A 24,385-nucleotide genomic window follows, 5' to 3' on the forward strand; every position below is an offset into this window, starting at 1 on the left:
CGAAGGGCGGTAGCTTAAAGAATATAAAAATAAAGTAAAACCTATCCCCAAACAAAAGAAACTTTCTTATAAAACAAGAAGATTACATTTAGGTTCATATGAAAAAAGTAAATCTTGATTCAGTTAACCACCAAAATAAAATTTCTATATTTATTGGTGAGAATGGTGATGAAAAAAGCTCAGCACTCCATCAGATAGCAGAATTTCACATCAGTAAAGGAACGAACGTAATCGCAATTTCGAACTGCCTTCATGATAAATTCATGCCCACATCAAAGAAGTTACACTATACATCTGCAAAATACGGCTCAACAACATATAATGAAGTATTGTGTGGACTATTAAGGAAAATGGATATTGAGTGTATTGCACCACTATCAAGAACACTTCAATATTGTGGGTACTTAAATAAAGTTGGGATTAATATATCCTGAAATAAAAAAATAAACACCAACCATATAGATGAAAACTTAATCCCACTCTACAATGCAACAAAAAATAATGCAATATTTTGGGTGACTTTGGATAACACTATACCAAATCAGTTACACACACCTCTTATACAAAACTTTTTTAAGGAATACAATGAACTCAAAAAAAACAACACCGTAAAAGATGTAAATTTTAACCTCCAAAAAGAAAGTAATGAAACAATCTTATTTAATGAAATAAGCTCCGGTGAAGCCAGTCAAATCTCAACACTTTCTTTTATCAGTCAGCATATAAGTAAAGCCTCAATCGTACTAATTGACGAACCGGAAAATAGCCTGCACCCCAAATGGCAACGAGAGTACATTAACAACCTGATAAATAATTTCAGTTATTACGACGCTTCCTTCTTTTTATCAACTCACTCACCATTCATAATAAATAAGAGTTCATCAGCATATGAAATAAGGGACTTCAAGGTATTTAGAAAAGAAGTTGACATAAACAACATAGAGGAATTACTGTGGAATTACTTTGACATAATAACTCCTGAGAATGAATTTTTATCAAGGCACTTGACTGATATTTTAGAGAGATATAGGAGAAATGTCGCCAGTCAACAGCAAGCACTTGATGAGCTTAAGATCATCAAGAGATTATGTTTAGATAATATTCAAAAGAATGTCATCAATGATCTTTGTAGTATGATTCAGAATAGAGAGATATATTAACACATGGCCAGCAATTATGACTTGGAAATAAAACGAGCCATGCTTTCCTACAACTCATGGTCTTCACGTCATGCATCAGGGTTTAAAAAATACATTAAATCACTTATTCAGAAGGAGCAAGAATATTATTGCTGCCACTGTCTGAGAGACATAAGAAGTGAAAATGAAAGAGTGAAACACATTGAGCATATTCTACCGAAATCTAAATTCCCAGCGTATACATTCGATATAAAAAATCTAGCTATTTCCTGTGTAAGATGCAACTCAGACATCAAGCTAGATGACACTGAATTTTTAACATGCAATTTAGACATTTACAAGGAACGATGGAGTAACACAGTTTATAAGTCGACAAATTATAGATTCATACATCCTAAGCTAGACGAAATAAAAGAGCACCTCCATCGAGAAACTCGTGTGAAGGAGGATCGTGTCTATTATTTTTACAAAACGTTATCAGAAAAAGGTGAGTATCACTACGAATATTTCAAATTAAGCTATTACTCGAAAGAATATATTAGTGAAGTTCAGGGGGTCAAGACTGAAAGCAACGCATCAGAGTCAAGAATAATCATTAACAACTTATTCAAAAAAAACAAAGAAACCAATTGTCATTAAATATTTTATTATAAACCATTAAACACACAGCATAACCATGCCTGAGTAAAATCGAAAAATAAACATCCACAATGGTTTTCCATGTCAAAGAAAAAGAAAGTATGTATAGTTTTAGGAAATGGATTTACAATAGACTTCATAAACTTCATTTCAAAAAAAACGTCAGGGATTTGGGAGGATATAGATGTATCCAATCTGTTTTCACATGGCGCATTCGTAAAATGGCCATCAAATAATCAACCTGGATTTTTATCCAAAAAGTACACCCCCCACCTATGGGATCTGGGAGCTCGACCATATTTAAACAAAACGGAGTCAATGGGACTGATTGAAAAGATCGTTACCAGCGCCAATGTTTATGCACTTAAGGGCTCAAATGACATAAGTAAAGATCAGAAATACTTGTTAGCTTATAAAGAATTGACTTCCTACCTTAAGTATTTATTTGTTTACTTTAATGGAAAAAAGAAAGAAATACCAGATGAAATTTCAGATTGGTCGTGGGCAAAATTCTTTTCGGAACTTAATAATTCTGATGATATAGAAGAAGTAGTTGTTATCACATACAACTACGACATATGGTTAGAAAGAGTTTTAAGCAAACTAGCCATTAACTTTGACCTTCCATCTATAAGCACAGGAACTGACAAATGCAAATTCAGAATTTTCAAACCACACGGTTCGATTAGTTTTAAGTATAAGAACGATGTACCTCTGTCTAGTTTTAATATCAACTACCAAGAGCTCAAAGCTGAATGTTCTACAATAGACATTAAGATAGAATACGATAACCTATACACTAACAATCCAATAATTTTTCTAATCCCACCAGCTGGTGATGTTAACCGAACGAAGGATGGATGGAATGCCACTGTACGTCAAATATATGAACCAAAACTTAAACAGCTAGGAAAAAACGATCTAACAATCATATCTGGAATTTCTTATTGGCATGTTGACCGAGCAGAAATAGATAGTATATTAGTATCTTTATCTAGCGAGATTGATCTGATAAACATTAACCCATCAATGGATCAGTACTTTGAATCTGTCATTAATAGCCTTTTCAATAACTACATCCACTTTGATAGCAGCGAAGCATTGAAGGAGTTATCCTTATGAGCATAAGGTTAAAAAGAAAATCAAACACAATGACCATCTCATCATTAAATGAATGGCGAATATTAGATAAATTCAATATGAGTCCGAAATATCAAAGACATAGTGTATGGAGTACTGAACAACAGTCTTTGTTAATAGATAGCATATTGAAGAATATACCTATACCTCCTATTTTCTTAAGAGAAAAAATCGATAAGAAAGGTAAAACAACATTTGAAGTAATTGATGGGAAGCAACGATTAACCTCAATATTCAGATTCATTGACAACGAGATTTCAACAGCAGATGATGATAATGACGCTCTGCATGTTGATGAACTTGCTGGCATAAAAATTTCAGACTTGGAAAATAATGAAACATTTGAAGATGTTCTTGGTGATTTTTGGGCTTACCCACTACCAATTGAGTATATTTATACAAAAGACGACAATACAGTTGAGAAGATATTTGATCGACTTAACAGAAATGGAGAAAAGCTTACTGGCCAAGAATTAAGAAACTCCAGTTATTATGATTCAGAGCTTGTGAAATTGGCATACAAAATATCTAACTCAGCGTTTTGGAAAAATGAGCTTGACATAACCAATAAAAACAGAATGGAAGACATTGAGTTACTATCTGAGTTCATATTCCTTCTTATTGAAGGGAAAGAGCTATCAGCAACTCCAGCTGAAATAGATAGACTTTATAAAGAATATGCCAGATCAGAAAGTATAAGCTGGGGTGACATCGAAGATGAATTCAATAAGGTCTCTGGTTTCTTTCAAAGCTTAATGTTAGATTTTTCCGCATACAATGTATCTGGAGTGAGTCATTTATATGGTGTCTGGGCATTCTCTTACTACTGTGTAAAAAACAACATAACTAAAGATATAAAAGAAAAAATCCATGATTTTTATAGTAATTATAAGAATTATGAATATTCTAAAGATGAGGCTTTATCTAACTACAAATCTAGCATGATGAATGCAACAAAAGGAAAGAGTCAACGTAAAAAACGTCGAATGGCACTAGTGTCATATTGTTGTTAAAATGTATTCCACATGAATTAATGGAGCGCTACCGATATGCTTTATAAAGCGCTCCAATTTCATAAATTGTAGTATGTAAACTTCATATACAGTCCTAGAAGGGGAGAGAGGTTCTATATTACAACCCAGAATAGCATTTATTACCTTTACTTAAACTCAAAATGACTCCTCAAGAAAACCAAAAAGCATTATTTACTTAATCAATTATTAACCCCACATCCTCAAAATAAACAAATTATATATTTTCAATTCAGCTAACATTAAGACAAAATGACTCATCCCAAACGTCCAATCAACAACCATAACGCCTACCATGCCCACATCTATTTCGATGCCAACACACTGGCGTTTGCCACTGTGCTGTGCCGGCGCATTGCCAAGGAGTTTTCACTGGAGGTAGGGCGCATTCATCAGAAGCCGGTGGGGCCGCATACCAGGTGGAGTTGTCAGGTGAAGTTCACTCATGCCGACTTTGAGCGGTTTATTCCCTGGCTGGATCATCAGCGTGGCAATCTGAGTGTGCTGGTACATGCGGATACCGGTGATGATCTGGCGGATCATACGACTCATGCCTACTGGCTGGGTGATGCGGTTGAACTGGATTTACGCATGTTCAGGACATGATTTTAACTACCACCGTCATCATTAAAAAACGGGCCGTTTGGCTCGTTTTTTGTTTAAACCGTTATTTATTCAACAGCCAGCAGCGGTATGTTAGCTCTGATGCCAACAGCACTGGATTCCCGCCTTCGCAGGAAGGACTGAGTAAAAAATATCACCAACTGACCGGAGGCCGCCGGACAAAACGAGCCATCGCTTGTCACCCGACAGATGAAAAGAAAAATAATGCATAAAAAAGCCTTCTAAAACCCGCAAATCCGAGTGTTCAGTTTTCTTAAAAATAGCCGACAAAATAATTGATTAGTCACTGTTTTATTTTATAAAAACAGCTATTAAATGCCGCTTAAGATGATGTACTATCCATTTGATGACTCAGACAAAAAACTTTAAACATAGCGAGCACATTATGGGTAAAAACAGACTTCCTGAATTAGCCAAAACTCAGCTTTCAGACTTACTGAACCAGCCTGGTTGCATTCTGTACAGCAGTCATAAAACGCTGAAGCCAGGCGATATCTATCTGATGGGGTTTAATCCAGGTGGAGCGGGAGGAAAACCTCTCTCACATCATATAGATGGTATGCTTGATTATGATAAAAATGCATATATTGATGAGTCCTGGAGCAACCTGAAAGGTGAGTCAAAAAAAGGGGCGTCACCTCTTCAAAAACGTGTTTGCTGGATTATTCAGAGTCTGGGATACAATCCCAAAGATGTATGTGCAAGTAACCTGATATTTTTTCAGAGCAGAGCCGCTGTTGATATTGATTATTCACTTGCCGAAACGTGCTGGCCTGTACATGAAGCCATTATCGATATAGTTCAACCCAAAATAATACTCACCTTTGGCAACTCGGCAATATCTCCATACGGATATTTGAAATCTGTTTATGGTGGAGAAGAAGATGTAGCTCCGTCCGGCCATGGCAACTGGATGATAAAAGGGTTTAAAACCAAAATTAATGGCAGGCCTGTATATGTAGCAGGGCTGCCACATTTAAGCCGTTACTCTCCAATAGGTAAAGAAGACGTAACACACTGGATTTCAGGGAAATTTTAAAAACAATGTCTTGCACCAAGGCGGCTTTAGGCCGCCTTTTTATTATATTCTTATTTTTTCTCGGGAATAAAAAACCAGCGACGCAACCTGTCGCAACAAGGTATAAAAATACCACTAACGGCCCTAACGCCTCCCTCCCCTGTTGCTTTATTTTTTTGATTAATTAACACTGAACTCATAAAAAACAATAAAGCACGGAGATATAGATATAAATGGATAACCTCGACATTCAGCACTGGATTGCCATTGCTGCTTTTGCCCTTGTTTTGATCGCTGCATTAAGATACAGCAACGAACCGAATGTGCAAAAAAAGATCAAGATGCGCAAGCGGTTTTACATAACCATGGGCGTGCTTGCGCCTTTTGTTATGCTGGGTTCGCCCTTTGAGATTGAACTTAAGGCTGCACTTATTGTGTTTTCACCCTTTGTGCTTCTTCTCAACTACCTTGTTACCCGCAATTGCACAAATTGTGGTGGTGAGTTCAAACCTAAGAATAATGAAGATACAGTAACCATTTGTAAATACTGTCGTTAACAGCAACTGAGTTAACGGGTTGCTTGAGAAAAGCTGCTTGGTTTGGAGTAATCAGCGGTTTTCTGACCTGCTATTACTTTCATTTTTCAAAGCCTGCCCACAACGATTCAGAAAAAGAGTAATGTGCGCAAGCTATTGAGCCAGCTGAGGGCTGCCGTTAGCCGGCAGACTCAAAATACTTATTCATCAGCCGCACATTACGCTTGTTAGCTTTAAAGGCAAAGTCGAACAGGTCGCCCAGTATGGGAATGCTGCCGATCACCAGCTCCAGCAAAATGTTGAAGCCCATGCGGGCCAACAGGGTGAAAGGCAGCTTCATGCGGGCAGCCTGCAGCAGTATGTAACCGGAGAAAACCGCACCGGTCAGGTCCCCTACCCCGGGCACCAGGCCGATAATGCCGTCCAGGCCAATACGAAAGCCGCCGGGCAGGCGGATAGCGCTGTCCAGCAGCCAGGCCATACGCTCCAGCTTTTCGCGGGTTTTCTGTCTGTTTCCGTCCATTACTTTTTGGCAATGACCCACACCGCATGCACTATGCCGGGAATGTAGCCGAGCAGGGTCAGCAAAATGTTGATCCAGAAGTGCTTGCCCAGCCCCACCTGCAGAAACACGCCCAGTGGCGGCAGCAAAATGGCAATAAGAATTCGAATAAGATCCATGTGGCCTCCTTTGGTCAGCGTTTCAAGTTAAGCCCTATGGCAGCCATTAAGCAACTGCACACCCGCTGTTTGCCCTGTAAAACGGTTTCATACGGACATCTGGTGTCGCAGCCGCTATGTTGGGATTCGTTCCAACCTTATGCTTCGCTTTTCACTCCCTGAAGACGTGCGCCTAACCGGCCAGCAGGCCGGCCTGTTGCAGGCATTGGCGAATGGCATCCAGGGCACCCGGGTTGGCCAGGGCGTCGCGGTTGTCGCTGCTGCTGCCGCCGTTGAGCATGCGGGCCACTGCCAGCTCTACTTTTTTGCCGCTGCGGGTGTAAGGAATGTCCGGCACCTGCACTATGTGGCGGGGCATATGCCTGGGGCTGGCACCGGTGCGAATGCGCTGGCGCAGCAGTTTGCATTCTTCTTCCGAGAGCCTGTGATCCGCTACCACCAGCAGCACCACTTCCACGTCACCGTTTATCTGCCGGCCCGCCACCAGGCTGTCTTTTATATTGGCATCCAGCTCTGTCTGACGGTAAATTTCGGCGGTGCCGATGCGCACGCCGCCCGGGTTCAGGGTGGCATCGGAGCGGCCATAAATCACAGCCCCGCCCTCTTCGGTAAAGGCCACAAAGTCACCGTGTGCCCATACTCCGGGAAAGGTGTCAAAATAGGCGGCGCGGTAGCGCTCGTTGTTGTTATCCTGCCAGAAGCCTACCGGCATGCAGGGCAGCGGCTGGCGGCATACCAGCTCGCCCCGGCCGTCGGTCACCTCGCCCTGCTCATTCATGGCCACCACATCTACTCCCAGAAAGCGGCACTGAATTTCTCCCCGGCGCAACGGCAACAGAGGGCAGCAGCCCACAAAGCAGCCGCAAATATCGGTGCCGCCGGCAATGGAGCCCAGCAGCACCTGACCGGGCAGTGTGCTGTACACCCAGTCGTAGTCTTCCGGCAGCAGCGGCGAGCCGGTGGAAAACAACACTCGCATTGCCGTTAAATCAAAACGCTCACCGGGTTGCAGCTGCGCCTTGCGGCATTCCGCCAGAAAGCGCGCACTGGTGCCGAAGTGAGTGACCCGCTCCTGCTCTGCCAGCGCCCACAGCCGGTTCATGTCCGGGTGGGCGGCGGCTCCGTCCACGGTAACAAGCGTGACCCCGGCCAGCAGCGCCGAGGCCTGCCAGTTCCACATCATCCAGCCGCAGGTGGTGTAATACATCAGCCGGTCGCCGGCACTCATGTCGCCGTGCAGTACCAGCTCCTTGGCGTGGTTTACCAGCATGCCCGCCGCGCCGTGCACTATGCATTTGGGTTTGCCGGTGGTGCCCGAGGAATAAAGAATATAAACAGGATGATCCGCCGGCAGCGGCGTGAAAGAAGGCTCACTGCCCTGCCCTTCGGCCAGCGCCACAGACCAGTCGGCCAGGTTGGGCACATTCAGGCTGCCGGTGTTCGGCAGGCTGTTAATGCCAAGCACCGCCTTTACACTGGGCAGCCCCTGCACCACACGGGCAAATTCGTCCCGCCGGTCATACTGCTTGCCGTTGTAGTGATAGCCGTTTACCAGCAGCAGCACCGCCGGCTCTATCTGACCAAAGCGGTCGATAATGGCATCGGCACCAAAGTCCGGCGAGGCCGAGCTCCATATTGCTCCCATGCTGGTAGCTGCCAGCATGGCCACCAGTGCCTCGTAACCGTGAGTGACCACGCCGGCCACTCTGTCGCCGGGCTTTACGCCCCGGACCCGCAGCCAGGCTTCCAGTGCGCCCGTGTCACGGCGCAAATCGGCAAAGCGATAACGCTGCGGCGGGCCGTGTTCGCGGTGGCATACCACGGCCTCTTCATTAGCCAGCGCCCCCGTACCATGGCGCAGCAGATTGCCGGCAAAGTTCATGCGCATGCCCGCAAACCATTCGGCCCCGGGCATGCTGCGCCGGCCCAGCACCCGCTCGGGCGGCTGATCATAACGCAGGCCGCAAAAGTCCCACACCGACTGCCAGAAGGCCTCGGGCTCGCGCACCGACCAGGCATGCAGGGCCTGATAGTCAGTAAATTTGCCCAGCCCCCGGCCGCTCAGCCAGCGCATGTATTTGGCTATCTGGCTGTGCTGCAGCAGCGATGCCGGCGGTGTCCATAATATCTGGTTCTGCTCCATTAACGACTCCTGCTCAGTCAGCATACTCCTTTCAGTGTATGCGCTGGCTGTGTGGGCGCATCAACAATACAAGCGCTCCGCTTTCTTATACAATATGCGGCAATCATGCCGGCCGCCTGCCGGACACTTCTTTTTCCGAACTTTTCCCGAACTTTGCGGAGCAGCTACTTGGCGCAACATAACGACACTTTTCGTGATTTTGGACTGGATATTCGACTGATCCGGGCACTGGACCATCAGGGGCTGGAACACCCCACCGACATTCAGCAAGAGGCCATGCCGGTGGTAATGGCCGGATTTGATCTGCTGGCCTCTTCCAAAACCGGCTCGGGCAAAACCCTGGCCTATTTGCTGCCGGCACTGCAGCGGCTGATGAAAAGCCGGGCTCTGAGCAAGCGCGATCCGCGCGCACTTATTCTGGCACCCACCCGGGAGCTGGCCCGTCAGGTATATGTGCAGCTGCGCTCCCTGTGCGGCAGCCATTTCAATATTGCCCTGCTGCTGGGCGGTGAAAACTTCAATGATCAGCTCAAGGCACTGCGCCGCCAGCCCGATGTGATTGTGGCCACCCCGGGGCGGCTGGCCAATCATCTGAACGCCCGCTCGCTGATGCTGAACGGCCTGGAGCTGCTGATCCTGGACGAAGCCGACCGCATGCTGGATCTGGGCTTTGCGCCTGAACTGGAGCGTATTCATCAGGCCGCGGATCACCGCCGCCGCCAGACCCTGATGTTTTCCGCCACCCTGGACCATGCCGAGACCAACGCCATGGCTGCCAAGCTGCTGAACGCGCCCAAACGGGTGGCCATTGGTGAGGCTCATGCCGAACACAAAGACATAGAGCAGCGTTTTATGCTGGGCGATCATCTTGATCACAAGCAGGCACTGCTGGATCACCTGCTGGCCAACGAAACGTATCAGCAGGCCATTATCTTTACCGCCACCCGGGCCGATACCGAGCGTCTGGCCGAACGCCTGCAACAACAGGAGCTGGCCACGGCAGCGCTGCACGGTGACATGAGCCAGGCCGAGCGCAACCGCATTATGGATGCCTTTGCCAAGGGCCAGTACAAGCTGCTGATCACCACAGACGTGGCCTCTCGCGGACTGGACTTGCTGCAGGTGTCGCTGGTGATTAACTTCGATATGCCCAAGCAGCCGGAAGAATATGTGCACCGCATCGGCCGCACCGGCCGGGCCGGTGCCAGCGGCGTTGCCATCTCGCTGGTGGGCCCCCGCGACTGGGACGCCTTTAAACGGGTAGAAGCCTTTTTGCAGCGGAATATCAGCTTCAGCTACATTGAAGGCCTGCAAGGCAAGTTCAAGGGGCTGCGGCCGGTACGCAAGGCACAGAGCAAGCCCGGCAATAAAACGCCGGCTCCCTATAAAGGTAAAAAAGGTAAAGGACCGGCCAAGCCGGCTACCCCCAAGCGCCCGGCCGGCTTTATTGGTGGCGAAGGCCTGGGATCTGCTGATGGCACAGCACCGCTCAAGCGCAAGAAAGCAAAACCTGAACAGGAATAACTCAGGCTAACAGCTAAACGGGCCGGTACGTTAACAAGTGCCGGCCCTTTTTTATTTATTAAATAAATGTTAAAAACAGCGTTATTAGTTTTCTTAATCGCGTAACTTCAAGCATGAAGAACCTGCCAACGGATTTGCTGCGCACCTTTGTTACCATTAATCAGCTGGGCGGTTTTACTCCCGCCGGTGAACGGCTGGGCCGCTCTCAGCCGGCAGTCAGTCTGCAGATGAAGAGGCTGGAAGAGCTGCTGGGCGTAAAACTGTTCAACCGTGGTCAGGGCCTGCAACTGACCGAAGAAGGCCAACTGCTGCTGACCTGTGCTCAGCGTATGCTGGATCTGAACGATACGTTGATTTCCCGCCTGAGCACGCCCAGAGTCAGTGGTGCCGTGCGCCTTGGCATTCCCAATGATTTTGAGGTGTCGTTTCTGGCTACCACCCTTGGGCGCTTTGCGCAGTCTTATCCGGGGGTAACGCTGGATGTAAGCAGTGATATCAGTGCCAACCTGCTCAGTGATTATAAAAAAGGGGCCTATGACCTGGTCATGGCCATTGAAGAAAGCCGGCCCGAGCAGCATCAGCTGACCGACTACATTACCGAGCCGCTGGTATGGGTGCGCAACAGCAATATACTGCTCTCGGCTGACCAGCCACTGCCCCTTATTCTTTACCCAAAGGGGTGTTTGTACCGGCGTACCATTATTAATGCGCTGAACAAAGCCAACCTGCCCTGGCGGGTGGTATACAGCTCGTCCAGCTTGCTGGGCATTCAGTCAGCCATAAAGGCAGGTCTTGGCATTAGTGTGCTGTCTAAAAGTACCGTGCCCGAGGGGCTGGAAGCCTCATCCCGCTTTGCTCACTGCCCGGATCTGGGCACGGTTTCCATCGGTTTTTGCTATAACAACAGCAGCCTCAGCCCGGCGGGCCAAATGCTGCTGGATTATCTTAAGCAGGGGCTGAACACCTTGTAGGCCGGGAATAACCCCGGCCTGCAAACCACTCAGCAGCTGCGGGCCATGGCTCCTGCCGGGGCAGACTGGGTCAGCTTGCTCACTGTGATATAGATGACAGAAGACGCCAGACAACCATAAAGCGGCCCTTCCACCCAGCCCACCTCGGTAAACAGCAAAAAGCTGCCGCTGGTGACCAGGCCGGTGAACATGGCCGCCAGGGCACCATAGCCGTTACCCTGCCAGAAGGACGAGATAAACACTGGGCCTATCATCACCGCCAGCAGGGTGCCGGAGCCGAGAATGCCCAGCCAGGACAGCATAAAGGGCGGTGCATACAGCATCATTAAAAAGCCCACCAAGCCCAGAATGGCCACCCAGATGCGGTTTATCCACAAAATACGGGCACCGGAGGCCTTGCTCTCGGGAAACAGCGCAGTGCGCAGATCGTGAGACGCCGCACTCGATACGGTGTGCAGCAGCGAGTTGGCGGTGGACTTCATGGCAAACAGAATAAACAGGGTAATAATGCCCGCCAGCGCCGGATGCAGAAACTTGGCCAGATACACCGGCATGGCCTGATCCGCTTCCGCCAGCTCAGGATGCGCCACCCGCACATACATGCCCACTATGGGCACCAGACTCAGCAAGCAACCCATGGGTGCCACCCAAATGGCCACATGGTGCATTTTTACCGTCGGCTTGAACGCCAGAAAACGCACCGCCATGTAAGGCAGCACGGCGGTAAACAGGAAGGCATAGGGCAGCACCAGAAATACCGAGCCCTTGCTGTCGCCGTAGGGATCCGAGGTGGTGGGGTTGAGCAGCTCCGGATCAATGGCATTGAGCCTGTCTATCATGTCGGTAAGGCTGATGTCGGTAAAAATCTGCACCATCATCACCAGAGCGCCTATGCCCATGCCCGCCACCATCAGGGTGTCGGTCCAGGCCACGGCAGCCAGGCCACCGAGCATGGTGTAAAGGATGATCACCGAGATCATCAGCAATGCGCTTTCGGTCAGGGTAATGCCCAGCCAGGACGCCCCCAGCAGCCCCACCGCCTTGATCTGACTGGTAAGAAACACCAGCAGCAGCACTATGGTGATCACCGCAGCCACACCTTTTACCAGCCGCTCCAGTTTCTGGCCGCCGCCATGCACCTGAGACACATATTCCGGAATGGTGCAGCTGCCCAGCTCATCGGCGCGCCGGCGCAGAAAATGAGCAAAATAGAGCACGGCAATCACCATGGCCGGCGCAAAAAAGAAATTGCCCAGCACTTCCACCGAGCCAAACTCATAGGCCACGCCGGGCGATCCCATAAAGCCCCAGCCACTGAAGCCGGTGGCCACTATGGTGCCCGCCCCCACAAAGGGGCCCAGGCTGCGGCCAGCCACCAGAAAGCCGGTTTCATCGCTGTCTTTAACTACCCGGCTGGACAGCCAGCCGATCAGGATCAGAACGCCGAAGGAGCCCAGCAACAGGGCCCAGTTCAGAAATGAATAATTTTCCATCACAAATTCCCTTTGGTCGTTTGGTTATGGTGCAGATCAGCGGCAGGGCTTGCGCACGTATTCCCGGTAGACATAGGCCAGGGCGGCCCAGGCAAGAATGATGGCGTTAAGAAAGGCAAACCACTCCATGGTCCAGGATTCAATTAACATAACTTCTACCTCCTAAAACAAAGCAGGCCCACCCTGGAGAGTGAGCCTGCTGTTCATCAGCCCTTGATAATGTTGTGCTCGGGGCCGAAGGGGAAGCGGGTGATGTTTTCCACACCGCTTTCGCTGATCACCAGAATATCGTGTTCACGATAGCCACCGGCACCGGGCAGGCCTTCCGGCAGCATGATCATCGGCTCCATGGAGACCACATGCCCCGGCTCCAGCACGGTTTCAATGTCTTCGCGCAGCTCCAGGCCCGCTTCGCGGCCGTAGTAGTGACTCAGGGTGCCAAAAGAGTGGCCGTAACCAAAGGTGCGGTACTGCAGCACATCGTGCTCGGCAAAGATTTCGTTCAGCTCGGCGGCAATGTCGCAGCAGCGGTTGCCGGCCTTGATCAGCTCTAACCCGCGACGGTGCACCTTGCAGTTGATTTCCCACAGCTCCAGATGACGGTCGGAGACGTGCTCGCTGAACAGGGTCCGCTCCAGCGCCGTGTAGTAGCCACCGATCATGGGAAAGGTGTTCAGGCTGAGAATGTCGCCGGCTTCAATTCTGCGGCTGGTCACCGGGTTGTGAGCACCGTCTGTATTAATACCTGACTGGAACCACACCCAGGTGTCCATCAGCTCGGCATGAGGGAAGGTGCGGGCAATTTCGCGCACCATGGCCTGAGTGCCGGCCAGCGCCACTTCGTATTCCGGCACGCCCACGCCAATGGCGTCACGAATGGCGGCACCACCCACATCCGCCACCCGGGCACCCTGCTTGATAAGTGCAATTTCTTCCGCCGACTTGATCATGCGCATCTTCATGGTGGGCAGGCCAATGTCCACGAACTCGGCGTCCGGCATAGCGGCCTTGAGCTTGTCGAGGTTCTGCAGGCTCAGGTGGTCAAATTCCACCCCCACCCGGCGGGCACCGCCAATCAATTGTTGCACACCACGAAAGAAGTTGTCTTTCTGCCAGTCGGTATATACCAGGTTGTCACCCAGGGCGTTGCGCCGGTAAGGCTGACCGCCGTCTATGTTAGCGGTAATGGTGGTGTGAATGTCCTGGGTCACCGCCAGACCATAGTCCCGGCCAAACCGGCAGTACACAAAATCACTGAAATAGTTGATGTTGTGATAAGAGGTGAACAGTACGGCGTCTACATCGTTGCCAGCCATGTACTGGCGCAACTTTTGCTGGCGGGAACGCATTTCCGCCTCGGAAAACATGCCGCGGACTTTTTCACCGTTGGGAATGGTCAGGGTGTTGGGCATCTGCATGATAAGGTTCCTTCCTTCTGGCTTGGTAACAGAGTGGTTAACTGCGCACCGAAACTGGCTGATGAGCGCATGACCCTGATGCTAGAAAGAAAGCGGCCATAACAGAAATGAATAGTTCAAATCCGGCCATTTTCTTTGTTAATGCTTTGTTTAAATGAAACTAAAACCGCCATCACTTATTGACAAAAACCTATCAAGCGTCACATTTAAACAACTTTTAACTCAGTATGAACTTGATAATTAGCTTCTTTTGAAGCCTTTTTTTTGGCGCGCTGCATTTCTTTATATTTTCTTTATATCTGCTTCCTTATTCTAAACACCCTTTTGACAGGGCTCGTAATAGGCTTGAGTTATGGCTTACGGAGACTTCAACCATGGCAAAAAAACGTATTGCGGTGATCGGCCTGGGCCGCTTCGGCTCCGCCTTCTGCCGGGCGGCGCGGGGCGCCGGTCTGGAGGTAATGGCAATAGACTCGGCTCAGGAGCGGGTGCATGCCATCGCCGATGATGTGGCCGAGGCCATTATCGCCGACGGCACCGATCCCAAGGTGATCGCCAGCATCGACTGGCGACAATTTTTCGCGGTGGTGGTGGCCATCGGCACCGATCTGCAGAGCAGTCTGATCACCATCCTCAACCTGAAGGAGGCCGGGGTCGAGGCAATCTGGTGCAAAACTCGCGACAGTTATCACCACAAGCTGGCACAGAAGATGGGCGTGAGCCGGGCCATTAACCCGGAGCAGGCCATGGGCGAGATGGTGGCGGCCTGGCTGGGCCATCCCGAGCTGCTGACCCGCCAGGGGTTGTCCACCGGCCAGGTGGTGGCGGAGCTGGAAGTCAATGCCAGTCACCTTGAGCGCAACCTGGTGGGCCTGCTCGGCCGTCACCATGTCCAGCTGCTGGGCATGACCCGCTACAAGGATTACCAGCCCGAGCAGATGATCCAGAGTGCCCGCCTGCAACCGGGTGACAAGCTGCTGCTGCTGGCCGAAACGGAGTCACTGGAAGCATGTCTGCGCGCCTTGTCCTGACCCACAAACGGCTGAGTTCGCCGGCACTGCTGCTGTTGCAGGGCTACCTGGCGCTGGCCTTGGCCGGCAGCCTGTTGCTGTTGTTGCCCGCAGCCCGAATTAACCCGGTGAGCTGGCTCGACACCCTGTTTACCTCGGTATCGGCGGTTACCGTCACCGGCCTGGTGGTGGTGGATACCGGCAGCGACTATTCGGCCCTGGGCCAGACCATCATCGGCCTGCTGATCCAGCTCGGCGGCCTGGGCTACATGACCCTGGGGGCGGCTGCCATGCTGTCGTTCAACGCCAGCGTGGGATTGCGCAACCAGGCCATGCTCAGCTCCTTCTGGCAGCTGGGGCCGGATCTGCGGCTGCCGGATGTGCTCCGTTTCTCCCTGCTGTTCAGCCTGGGGGTAGAATCGGTACTGACGGTGCTATTCGCCCTGCACTGGGTGCCACTGCTGGGCTGGCCGCAGGGCCTGGGCATCAGCCTGTTTCATGCGGTGTCGGCCTTTAATAACGCCGGTTTCGCCCTGTTCGGCGACTCGCTGATGTCGGTGTCGCCGGGCTGGATGGTGCTGGCCCACGCGGCGGGCTTTATCGTCGGCGGCCTGGGCTTTGCGGTGCTGTTCGAGCTGCTGGTGCTGCACCGCTGCCGCAGCGTCCATACCCGGCTGGTGCTGTGGGCCACCCTGACCCTGCTGGCGGTGGGCACCCTGCTGTTGCTGCTGTTCGAACACAATCACAGCCTGGCCGGGCTGGGCTGGCGGGAGCGCCTGCTGCACGCCTTTTTTCAGAATGCCTCCGCCCGCACCGCCGGCTTCAACAGTCTGGACATTGCCGCCATGAGCCCGGCGGGCCAGAGCTGGCTGATGCTCAACATGGTGATCGGTGCCGGCCCCGGCTCCACCGCCGGTGGCATACGTGTTACCACCTTTGTGTTGCTGATCACCGGGGTAGTGGCGGCCCTGCAGGGCCGCACCGAAACCCGCATGCTGGGGCGCATGCTGGGGGTGGAGTACATGCTGCGGGCCGCCGGCATTCTGGTGATCACCCTGAGCCTGCTGCTGCTGGTGACCCTGCTGGCCTTCTACCTGATGCCCGGGGCAGATCCCTTCTCGATGATCTTCGAGCTGATCTCAGCACTGGGCACTGTGGGGCTGTCGACGGGCATGACCGGGGAGTTGAGTCCGGGGGGCAAAGTGCTCATCATGGCGGTCATGATGATTGGCAAGCTGAGCCCGGTGTATCTGTTTACCGCCCTGGCGGGCAACCCGGAGCGTCCGCTGCGCTACGCGGGAGGCCGTATTGCTCTGGGATAATCCACGCCTGCCGCCCTGGCTGCCGAGCCTGGGCGGGCCTCTGCTGGCGGTGGTGCTGTTGCTGCCGCTACGGGGCTGGCTTACCACCACCGACATCGCCATGGCGCTGCTGCTGGTGGTGGCAATCATAGCGGTGCGCCAGGGCAGCCGCCGCGCCAGCCTGGCCACGGTGCTGAGCGTGCTGCTGTTCGATGTGCTCTTCGTCGAGCCCTACTACACCCTGCACGTGCACAACCTGGATTACCTGCTTACCTTCGCCGTGATGCTGGCGGTGGGCCTGCTGATCAGCCGGCTCAGCGGCCAGTTACGCGGCCGGCTGGAGCGGGTGCGCCAGTTGCTGCGCCAGCTCAGGGGCATGTTTCTGCTGGCCCGGGGCCTGCCCGGGCACGGCCGGCCCGAGGCCATGTACGGGTTCGTGACCCAGTTGCTGACCCGCCGGCTGGGGAGCCCGGTCAGCATTGCCCTCAAGCCGCCGGCAGCAGGCGAGGCACTGCCGGTATCCGATAAACAGCAGGTGGTCGCCTACCTGTGCTGTGCCAGCGCTCCTTACCGAGCCAACCGCACCCTGCTGCGGGTGGCGGCCTCGCTGCTGGGCCAGGCCCTGACCCGGGCCCGGCTGGCCGGGGCCGAGCAGCAGGCCCGGCTGGAGGCGGAGCTGGCCAGCGGCCGAAACGCCCTGCTGCGTTCCCTGTCCCACGATCTGCGTACTCCGCTGGCCAGCATCATGGGCAACGCCAGCATGCTGGCAGATCCCAAGGTACGTCTTGAAGAGCAGGAATACCGGGAAATTGCCGAAGCCATCTATCAGCAGAGCCGGGTACTCAGCAGTCACTTCGACAAGGTGATGGAGCTCAATCGGGTGCAGCGTCAGGATATGGTTGTCGCCCAGGCGCTGATGCCGGAAGAAGTGGTCAGCGCCGCCCTGCGCCGGCGCGGCAACCTGTTCGACCCCGTGCATTTCGACATAGATATCGACAACAAGGTGCCCATCCACGGTGACGATACCCTGCTCGAAATCGCCCTGGCCAACATGCTGGAAAACGCGGTGCGCCACGGCCTGCCTCCCTACCGGCTGGAAGGACGCTGGCACGGCGAGCTTTACGATTTCATCCTGACCAACGGCAAACCGGTCCGGCCGGCCAAGCCCAGGGGCGATGGCGGCGCCGGCCTGGGCCTGCCCATCTGCCGGGCGGTGGCCGACTGGCACCAGGGTTCCTTTTATCTGACCGAGGATGACGACGCCCGGGTGACCGTCAGCCACCTGGTCTGGCCCGCCTGGAGAACGCAGTCATGACAGCCCCTCTGCCCCATATTCTGATCATTGAAGACGATGTCTCCATGACCCGTTTCCTGCAGACCCTGCTGCGCAGCCACGGCTACGGGGTCACGGCAGCGGCCGGCGGCGCCGAGGGATTGCGCTGCCTGAGTGGTCGCTCCCCGGATCTGGTGCTGCTCGACCTGGGCCTGGGTGACATGGACGGAGTGGCGTTGCTGCGCGAGCTGAGGGCCTGGTCCGCCATGCCGGTGATCGTGATCTCGGCCCGGGAGCGGGAAGCAGAAAAAGTGGAGGCGCTGGACGCCGGTGCCGACGACTACCTGACCAAGCCCTTCGGTGCCCAGGAGTTACTGGCGCGGATCCGGGTGGCCCTGCGCCGCCCGGGGCGGGATGCCGAGCTGCCCCTGCAACTGGGGGAAATTACCGTGGATCCGGCAGCACGGCGGGTGTGCAAAGAAGGCGAGCCGCTGCACCTGACCCCCACCGAATACAAGCTGTTGCTGTTTTTGCTGCGCCACGCGGAAAAGGTGGTGACCCACCGCCAGATCCTGAGCGCGGTCTGGGGGCCGGCCCATGTGGAGCACCACGAATACGTGCGGGTACACATGTCCCAGCTGCGCCAGAAGCTGGAAGCCCAGCCCGCCCATCCCCGCATTCTGCTCACCGAGCCGGGCATCGGCTACCGGCTGGTGGTGCCCTGAGCGCCGCGGTCAGCGACCCCGCCGTATTCAAAAGACATGCTCGGCCAGCACCATGACCCAGACAAAGATCGCCAGCAGCAGGGTCAGCAGCACCGCCGCCGAGGCGGTGTCCTTGGCCCGGCCCGCCAGCTCGTGATGCTCGGGACCGATTCTGTCAACCACTGCCTCAATGGCAGAGTTAAGCAGCTCCACTACCAATACCATGGCAAGGCTTGCCACCAGCCAGAGGGTATGAGCCAGCGGCAGCTCCAGCCAGAAGGCAAAGGGCACCAGCACCAGCGCCAGCCACACTTCCTGACGAAAAGCCGCCTCGTTTTTATAAGCACTCACCAGCCCCTGGCGGGAATAGCCCAGGGCCGCAATCATTCGCCGTATTCCTGTTTTGCCCGGTTTCATAAAGACTCCTCAGGTGTCTTGGTTGCCGGATGACATACTTGCTCATGATGTATTCGAGCGGTAGGCGCCGCTTTAGCCGGCGCAAATCTGCAGGTCACCCTATATCCTGGCCTGTTGCACAGGCCCTGCCAGCTAAAGCGGCAGCTACAACTGCCGCGTACAAAGCTCGGCACGCTCGGGGGTTACCCGTAGCACGCTGCCCTGGGTATACCAGTCGCCCAGCACAATACGCCGGGCCGGCCGGCCGTCCAGCTCAAGATCGTGAATGGCGGGTCTGTGAGTATGACCGTGGATCAGCCGCTGCACCCCGGCCTTGCGCATTTGCCGCTCCACCTCGCCCTGGTTCACATCCATGATGGTAATGCTTTTATCCTGCTTGGCCTCGGCACTTTTGCCGCGAATGCCGTCAGCAATGCCCAGTCGCTTTGTCAGCGGCAGACGCAGAAACAGCCATTGCAGCCAGCGAAGCCGGGTAATGCGGCGGTAACGCTGATAGCCGGCGTCATCAATGCACAGGGTGTCGCCGTGCATAATCAGGGTGGGCGTGCCGTAGAGATCAATTACCTTGTGCTCGGGCAGCAGCGTCATGTTGGCCTCGGCGGCAAAGCGCCGGCCTATCATAAAGTCCCGGTTGCCGTGAATGTAATACACAGGAGCACGGCAGGCCCTGAACGCCGCCGCCACTTGCCGGTTCAGCTCGCTGGGTTCGTCGTCGCCCACCCAGAATTCAAACAGATCCCCCAGCACATAAAGGGCATCGGCCTTCGATGCTTCCGTTTCCATAAAGGCCAGAAAGGCCGCCGTAATATCAGGGCGGCCGGGGCTTAAATGCAGATCGGCAATAAACAGGGTATGAGGCATAAAAAATCCGGATTCAGACACAACAATGCCCGCCGTAGCGGGCATTGCAACACAGTGCGATATGACTTATTCGCTCACGGTCACGCCGGTGATCAGCACATCATCTACCGGCACGTCCTGATGCATGTAACCGCGGGTGCCGGTAGCCACGCCCTTGATCTTGTTCACCACGTCCATGCCTTCGCTCACTTCACCGAACACACAGTAGCCAAAGCCCTGAGTGGTGGCGGACTTAAAGTTCAGAAAGTCGTTGTCGTTCACGTTAATAAAGAACTGAGCAGTGGCGGAGTGCGGCTCCATGGTGCGGGCCATGGCGATGGCGCCTACCTTGTTGGTCAGTCCGTTGTCGGCTTCGTTCTTGATGGCCGCGCGGGTTTCTTTTTCTTCAAAGCCCGGGCCGTAACCGCCGCCCTGAATCATGAAACCGTCAATCACCCGGTGGAACAGGGTGTTGTCGTAGTGACCATCGCGGCAGTATTGCAGAAAGTTGGCAACGGTTTCCGGTGCCTTGTCGGCAAACAGCTGAAGAGTAATATCGCCGTAGGTAGTGTGCAGTGTAACCATGTTCATATTTCCGAGTGTTAAAGTTCAGATGCCGAGTTTAGCGCAAGCGACGGCGTTAGCGAACCCCCGGCGGACTCTTGGCTGCAAGTACGGGATGCGAAGCATCAGTGCGGTTGCACTCCGCCGACACACTTCGAAGAAGGCCACTCACTAAAAATACCTGCTGCGAACATACTCAATGTTCGGTCAGGCATTTTTACTTCGTCACGGCGAGCAAGCTCGCCCCATGGACGCTCGTCAAATGCATCTGACCGCCATGGATGGCGGAAATGCCGAAAATGCAGGAGCAATTTTTCGGCCATGGCATTTGACGGTCGGCTTCGGCAATCCCCACTGCTGCTTTGGGCGATATCGGCGCTGTCTGCAGTCAGGCGTGGAGGGCAAGGGGCAGCTGCTTCGCCGTGCCCTTTGCGCCATGGATGGCGCAACGGAGCCTACAGGGAGGTATTCACGGCGTGCCGGAGAAGTAGTGCGCCTTGCCCGACGTGAGCGCACTGCTCTGCAAACGATACCAACATCACAACCGCACTGATGCTTCGCATTGCAGCACCACAGCCGCACTTGCACCCGCTGGCCATAAACGGTTCAATACGGCAGACTTTATTGACCATTCACCACCACCAAGACACTGAAACATGCTGAAAATATATAACTCGCTTACCCGTCAAAAAGAAGAATTCAAACCCCTGGTGCCCGGCAAGGTCGGCATGTATGTGTGTGGTGTCACCATTTACGATCTCTGTCATATCGGCCATGGCCGTACCTTTGTGGCCTTTGATGTGGTTACCCGCTATCTGCGCCATGCCGGTTACGACCTGACTTTTGTGCGCAATATCACCGACATTGACGACAAAATCATTAAACGCGCCGCCGAAAACGGCGAAGACTGGCAGGCGCTGACCGAGCGCCTGACCGGCGAAATGTATAAAGACTTTGACGCTCTCAACATTGCCCGGCCCGATATCGAGCCCAGGGCCACCGGCCATATTCCTGAAATCATTAATATGGTGGAAACCCTGATCAAAGACGGTCATGCCTATGTGGCCGACAACGGCGATGTGCTGTTTGAAGTGAACAGCTTTGCCGAGTACGGCCAGCTCTCGGGCCAGAACCTGGAGCAACTGCAGGCGGGTGCCCGGGTGGAAGTGGAGCAGACCAAGCGCAATCCCCTCGACTTTGTGCTGTGGAAGCAGTCCAAGCCCGGCGAGCCGAGCTGGGAGTCGCCCTGGGGGCCGGGTCGTCCGGGCTGGCACATTGAATGCTCGGCCATGAACGGCAAGCATCTGGGCAAACACTTCGACATTCACGGCGGCGGCTCGGATCTGCAGTTCCCCCACCACGAGAACGAAATCGCCCAGAGCTGCTGCGCCAATCACAGCCCCTACGTCAACACCTGGATGCACTCAGGCATGGTGATGGTGGATCAGGAGAAAATGTCCAAGTCGCTGGGCAACTTCTTTACCATTCGTGATGTGCTGGAGCATTACGACGGCGAGACCATTCGTTACTTTTTGCTGTCGGGCCACTACCGCAGCCAGCTCAACTACTCGGACGAAAACCTGAAGCAGGCGCGCACCGCCCTGGAACGGCTCTATACCGCACTCAGGGATCTGCCCGAAGCGCCTGCTGCCGGTGGTGAAGAGTTTATTACCCGCTTTAATGCCGCCATGAACGACGACTTCAACACCCCCGAAGCCTACTCGGTACTGTTTGATCTGGCCCGTGAAATCAACCGCCAGAAAGGCAAGGACGACGCAGTAGCCGCCGGCCTGGGTGGCCGCCTGCGCGAACTGGCCGGCGTGCTGGGCCTGCTTGCTCAGGAGCCCGAGGCCTTTTTGCGCGGTGACAGCGGGGCTGACGACGAGGTGGCCGAGATTGAGCGCCTGATCCAGGCCCGGCTCGACGCCCGCCAGAGCAAGGACTGGGCCGCCGCCGATGCCGCCCGGGACCAGCTCACCGCCATGGGCATAGTGCTGGAAGACGGCCCGGAAGGCACCCGCTGGCGCAGAAAATAACCATTGACGGTTGAAATTAATTTTAAAGGCACCCATGTGGTGCCTTTATAGGTTTAATAAATACAACTGGAGTCTGCGATGAAAAAATTAACCTTGTGTGTATTTGGTGTGTTTTTGGGCCTGCTGTCCGGTTGTGATACGCAGGGCCCCGGACCTGCTGCCGATGTGGGCGATCATATTGATGAAGTGGTAGAAAACGGATTTCATTCCGAGGCAGCTCCTGTCCTGCCTGCAGAAGCCCAACCCGAGCCTGAGGTTATTGAGCAGCAGAAAAAACATCATCAAGAGGTTGTGGAGCAGGCATCTCAAGAGGCAGAGAATAAGCTCAACGCCATTCTCGACGCCACTGCCGAACCAAAATAACTCACTTAAAGACAGACTTCGTCATATGATGAACGGGCGTAGTTAATTTTATTGCGTCAGTCTATTTCGCTTTTTCCTGTTAACTTTTGATTTAAAAAGAGTTTTAATGGAAAGCGGCAGCATTAATGGAATTGCATGGCTATTGCTGTTGTCGGTCATGAGCTATTACTGTTTATGTCAACACCAAGCGGATGTTCCGCACCTTGCAAAAAGAACAGGGAGAAAAATATGAACAAGTCACTGCTGAATGTTTTACTGTTTACCTCCGTTGCCACCTTTGGCCTTGCCGCCTGTGATAACCAGGGCCCCGCCGAGCAAGCCGGCGAAAAAGTGGATAATGCCGTAGAGCAGGTTCAGGAGCAGGCCGAGCAAACCGCTGACGACGCTCAGGAAGCCCTGGGTATGGAAGAACAAGGCACACTGGAAGAGCTGGGTGAGTCTGCGGATGAAACCCTGGACAACGCCGCTGCTGCCGCTGAAGAGCAGGCCGACGCTGCCGGTGACGCCCTGAGCAACGCCGCTGACGCCGCTGAAGAGCAGGCCGATGCCGCCGCCGATGCCATGGCTGAAGCCGCCGACGAAGCCGAGCGCAAAGTAAATGAACTGATGGAAGACAGCGAGCAGTAAGCACAACGCTGCATCGAAAACCAAAAGGGAGCCCATGGCTCCCTTTTTTATATTCACTTTCATGCTTCACTGACACTCTGCGGCTCCAGCTCGGCCCCGCAATGATTGCAGAACTTCGCATCCCGTTCATGGCCGCTGCGATCGCACTGCGGGCAGTGCCGGCGTGAGTACTCCTTGCGCATTTCCCGGCCAAGCTCGGCGGTAATAATACCGGTAGGCACGGCGATAATGGCGTAGCCCATCAGCATGGTCACGGCGGCAATGCCGCGGCCCAGCCAGGTTTGCGGCGTAATGTCGCCAAAGCCGACCGTGGTAATGGTGACAATAGCCCAGTAGATGCTGGTGGGAATGCTGGTAAAGCCATTCTCCGGCCCTTCCACCACATAGAGCAGCGAGCCGAACAGAGTCACCAGAATAAACAGAGTGCTGAAAAATACCAGTATCTTGCGCCGGCTCTGATTCAGCGAACGCAGCAGCAAATTGGCTTCATCTACATAACGCAGCAACTTGAGCACGCGAAATACTCTGAGAACCCTGAGCAGACGCACCATCAGCAAAAAGCTGGCACCGGGCATTAAAATGGCAAGATAGGTAGGCAACACCGCCAACAGGTCGATAATGCCGTAGAAGCTGCGCAAATATCCCAGCCGGCTCTGGGCGCAATAAACCCTCAGCGCAAATTCCAGCGTAAACAGCAGGGTAAAGGCCCATTCCAGCCAATAAAGCACAGGGCCATATTGCGCCCGTATGCTGCCGATGGAATCCAGCAACAGCACCACCATAGACAGCAATATGGCCAGGATCAGAGCGAGATCAAAGCGTCGCCCGGCAGGAGTTTCAGTGCCAAAAATAACGGTATAAAGAACGTCCTTGTTCAACCATTTCATTCAGGC

At 53.2% G+C, this 24,385-nt stretch carries 26 protein-coding genes; 17 read left to right on the forward strand and 9 right to left on the reverse strand.

Annotated elements, in window-relative coordinates:
- The first annotated feature begins 98 nt into the window (after window positions 1-98).
- The 8 genes from G364_RS17170 (at window position 99) to G364_RS0105355 (ending at window position 6,148) form a co-directional block, all read left to right on the forward strand.
- Window positions 99-434 carry a hypothetical protein gene (locus tag G364_RS17170; protein ID WP_156816447.1) on the forward strand — a complete coding sequence of 112 codons (336 nt, stop codon included), beginning with the start codon at window positions 99-101 and terminating at the stop codon, window positions 432-434.
- 81 nt (window positions 435-515) lie between these two features.
- Complete coding sequence (locus tag G364_RS0105325) at window positions 516-1,160, forward strand: AAA family ATPase (protein WP_019934123.1); 645 nt, start codon at window positions 516-518, stop codon at window positions 1,158-1,160.
- A gap of 699 nt (window positions 1,161-1,859) precedes the next feature.
- Window positions 1,860-2,900: a hypothetical protein gene (locus G364_RS0105335; RefSeq protein ID WP_026344713.1), complete on the forward strand. Its 1,041-nt coding sequence runs from the start codon at window positions 1,860-1,862 to the stop codon at window positions 2,898-2,900.
- Window positions 2,897-3,931: a GmrSD restriction endonuclease domain-containing protein gene (locus tag G364_RS0105340; RefSeq protein ID WP_019934126.1), complete on the forward strand. Its 1,035-nt coding sequence runs from the start codon at window positions 2,897-2,899 to the stop codon at window positions 3,929-3,931. Before G364_RS0105335 ends, G364_RS0105340 begins: the two co-directional genes overlap by 4 nt.
- Before the next feature lie 270 nt (window positions 3,932-4,201).
- Window positions 4,202-4,555, forward strand: a complete 354-nt coding sequence (locus G364_RS0105345; protein WP_019934127.1) for a DOPA 4,5-dioxygenase family protein — start codon at window positions 4,202-4,204, stop codon at window positions 4,553-4,555.
- The gene (locus G364_RS17175) at window positions 4,552-4,785 is read left to right on the forward strand and encodes a hypothetical protein (RefSeq protein WP_156816448.1); all 234 of its coding nucleotides are present in this window, start codon (window positions 4,552-4,554) and stop codon (window positions 4,783-4,785) included. The genes G364_RS0105345 and G364_RS17175 overlap by 4 nt, the downstream gene beginning before the upstream one ends.
- A gap of 173 nt (window positions 4,786-4,958) precedes the next feature.
- Complete coding sequence (locus G364_RS0105350; protein WP_026344714.1) at window positions 4,959-5,612, forward strand: uracil-DNA glycosylase family protein; 654 nt, start codon at window positions 4,959-4,961, stop codon at window positions 5,610-5,612.
- Window positions 5,613-5,824: 212 nt separating this feature from the next.
- Window positions 5,825-6,148 (forward strand): hypothetical protein, encoded by a 324-nt coding sequence (locus G364_RS0105355; RefSeq protein ID WP_019934129.1) that lies wholly within the window; start codon window positions 5,825-5,827, stop codon window positions 6,146-6,148.
- Between the two features lie 157 nt (window positions 6,149-6,305).
- Here G364_RS0105355 and G364_RS0105360 read toward each other — a convergent pair whose 3' ends face one another.
- The 3 genes from G364_RS0105360 to G364_RS0105370 form a co-directional block, all read right to left on the reverse strand.
- Window positions 6,306-6,650: a DUF4112 domain-containing protein gene (locus tag G364_RS0105360; protein ID WP_019934130.1), complete on the reverse strand. Its 345-nt coding sequence runs from the start codon at window positions 6,648-6,650 to the stop codon at window positions 6,306-6,308.
- The gene (locus G364_RS17010; RefSeq protein WP_019934131.1) at window positions 6,650-6,808 is read right to left on the reverse strand and encodes a YqaE/Pmp3 family membrane protein; all 159 of its coding nucleotides are present in this window, start codon (window positions 6,806-6,808) and stop codon (window positions 6,650-6,652) included. The genes G364_RS0105360 and G364_RS17010 overlap by 1 nt, the downstream gene beginning before the upstream one ends.
- A gap of 172 nt (window positions 6,809-6,980) precedes the next feature.
- Window positions 6,981-8,975 carry an acetoacetate--CoA ligase gene (locus G364_RS0105370; protein ID WP_211212429.1) on the reverse strand — a complete coding sequence of 665 codons (1,995 nt, stop codon included), beginning with the start codon at window positions 8,973-8,975 and terminating at the stop codon, window positions 6,981-6,983.
- Window positions 8,976-9,119: 144 nt separating this feature from the next.
- Here G364_RS0105370 and G364_RS0105375 point away from each other — a divergent pair, with 144 nt between their 5' ends.
- Together G364_RS0105375 and G364_RS0105380 are read left to right on the forward strand one after the other, a co-directional pair.
- Window positions 9,120-10,475: a DEAD/DEAH box helicase gene (locus tag G364_RS0105375; protein WP_019934133.1), complete on the forward strand. Its 1,356-nt coding sequence runs from the start codon at window positions 9,120-9,122 to the stop codon at window positions 10,473-10,475.
- Window positions 10,476-10,588: 113 nt separating this feature from the next.
- Window positions 10,589-11,446 carry a LysR substrate-binding domain-containing protein gene (locus G364_RS0105380; RefSeq protein WP_019934134.1) on the forward strand — a complete coding sequence of 286 codons (858 nt, stop codon included), beginning with the start codon at window positions 10,589-10,591 and terminating at the stop codon, window positions 11,444-11,446.
- A gap of 29 nt (window positions 11,447-11,475) precedes the next feature.
- Here G364_RS0105380 and G364_RS0105385 read toward each other — a convergent pair whose 3' ends face one another.
- The gene (locus G364_RS0105385; RefSeq protein WP_019934135.1) at window positions 11,476-12,939 is read right to left on the reverse strand and encodes a sodium:solute symporter family protein; all 1,464 of its coding nucleotides are present in this window, start codon (window positions 12,937-12,939) and stop codon (window positions 11,476-11,478) included.
- A gap of 206 nt (window positions 12,940-13,145) precedes the next feature.
- Window positions 13,146-14,357, reverse strand: coding sequence for a M24 family metallopeptidase (locus tag G364_RS0105395; RefSeq protein WP_019934137.1), 1,212 nt, complete (start codon window positions 14,355-14,357; stop codon window positions 13,146-13,148).
- Window positions 14,358-14,731: 374 nt separating this feature from the next.
- Between G364_RS0105395 and G364_RS0105400 the strand changes: the two genes are divergently transcribed.
- Genes G364_RS0105400 through G364_RS0105415 form a run of 4 tightly spaced genes read left to right on the forward strand, consistent with a single transcriptional unit; the run spans window position 14,732 to window position 18,666 of the window.
- Window positions 14,732-15,388, forward strand: a complete 657-nt coding sequence (locus G364_RS0105400) for a potassium channel family protein (RefSeq protein WP_014292015.1) — start codon at window positions 14,732-14,734, stop codon at window positions 15,386-15,388.
- A complete protein-coding gene (locus G364_RS0105405; protein WP_019934138.1) occupies window positions 15,367-16,689 on the forward strand; it encodes a TrkH family potassium uptake protein in 1,323 nt (440 codons plus the stop codon). The genes G364_RS0105400 and G364_RS0105405 overlap by 22 nt, the downstream gene beginning before the upstream one ends.
- Window positions 16,676-17,983, forward strand: coding sequence for a DUF4118 domain-containing protein (locus G364_RS0105410; RefSeq protein ID WP_019934139.1), 1,308 nt, complete (start codon window positions 16,676-16,678; stop codon window positions 17,981-17,983). Before G364_RS0105405 ends, G364_RS0105410 begins: the two co-directional genes overlap by 14 nt.
- A complete protein-coding gene (locus G364_RS0105415; protein WP_019934140.1) occupies window positions 17,980-18,666 on the forward strand; it encodes a response regulator in 687 nt (228 codons plus the stop codon). The genes G364_RS0105410 and G364_RS0105415 overlap by 4 nt, the downstream gene beginning before the upstream one ends.
- A 27-nt stretch (window positions 18,667-18,693) precedes the next feature.
- Here the strand turns inward: G364_RS0105415 and G364_RS0105420 are convergent, their stop codons facing one another.
- The 3 genes from G364_RS0105420 to G364_RS0105430 form a co-directional block, all read right to left on the reverse strand.
- Entirely contained in the window at window positions 18,694-19,032 is a 339-nt protein-coding gene (locus G364_RS0105420) for a diacylglycerol kinase (RefSeq protein ID WP_019934141.1), read from the reverse strand.
- Between the two features lie 174 nt (window positions 19,033-19,206).
- Complete coding sequence (gene lpxH, locus G364_RS0105425; RefSeq protein ID WP_019934142.1) at window positions 19,207-19,923, reverse strand: UDP-2,3-diacylglucosamine diphosphatase; 717 nt, start codon at window positions 19,921-19,923, stop codon at window positions 19,207-19,209.
- Between the two features lie 66 nt (window positions 19,924-19,989).
- The gene (locus G364_RS0105430) at window positions 19,990-20,487 is read right to left on the reverse strand and encodes a peptidylprolyl isomerase (protein WP_019934143.1); all 498 of its coding nucleotides are present in this window, start codon (window positions 20,485-20,487) and stop codon (window positions 19,990-19,992) included.
- Window positions 20,488-21,122: 635 nt separating this feature from the next.
- On the opposite strand from G364_RS0105430, the gene cysS reads away from it, so the two are divergent.
- The 3 genes from cysS (at window position 21,123) to G364_RS0105445 (ending at window position 23,492) form a co-directional block, all read left to right on the forward strand.
- Window positions 21,123-22,502 (forward strand): cysteine--tRNA ligase, encoded by a 1,380-nt coding sequence (gene cysS, locus G364_RS0105435; protein ID WP_019934144.1) that lies wholly within the window; start codon window positions 21,123-21,125, stop codon window positions 22,500-22,502.
- Between the two features lie 78 nt (window positions 22,503-22,580).
- Entirely contained in the window at window positions 22,581-22,865 is a 285-nt protein-coding gene (locus G364_RS0105440; RefSeq protein WP_019934145.1) for a hypothetical protein, read from the forward strand.
- A 228-nt stretch (window positions 22,866-23,093) separates the two neighbouring features.
- On the forward strand, window positions 23,094-23,492 hold the full coding sequence (locus tag G364_RS0105445; RefSeq protein WP_019934146.1) for a hypothetical protein: 399 nt from the start codon (window positions 23,094-23,096) through the stop codon (window positions 23,490-23,492).
- A gap of 59 nt (window positions 23,493-23,551) precedes the next feature.
- Here the strand turns inward: G364_RS0105445 and G364_RS0105450 are convergent, their stop codons facing one another.
- On the reverse strand, window positions 23,552-24,379 hold the full coding sequence (locus G364_RS0105450; protein ID WP_019934147.1) for an ion transporter: 828 nt from the start codon (window positions 24,377-24,379) through the stop codon (window positions 23,552-23,554).
- Window positions 24,380-24,385: the final 6 nt, after the last annotated feature.

It is taken from the genome of Oceanimonas smirnovii ATCC BAA-899, from assembly GCF_000381965.1.
GTDB classification, from domain to species: domain Bacteria; phylum Pseudomonadota; class Gammaproteobacteria; order Enterobacterales; family Aeromonadaceae; genus Oceanimonas; species Oceanimonas smirnovii.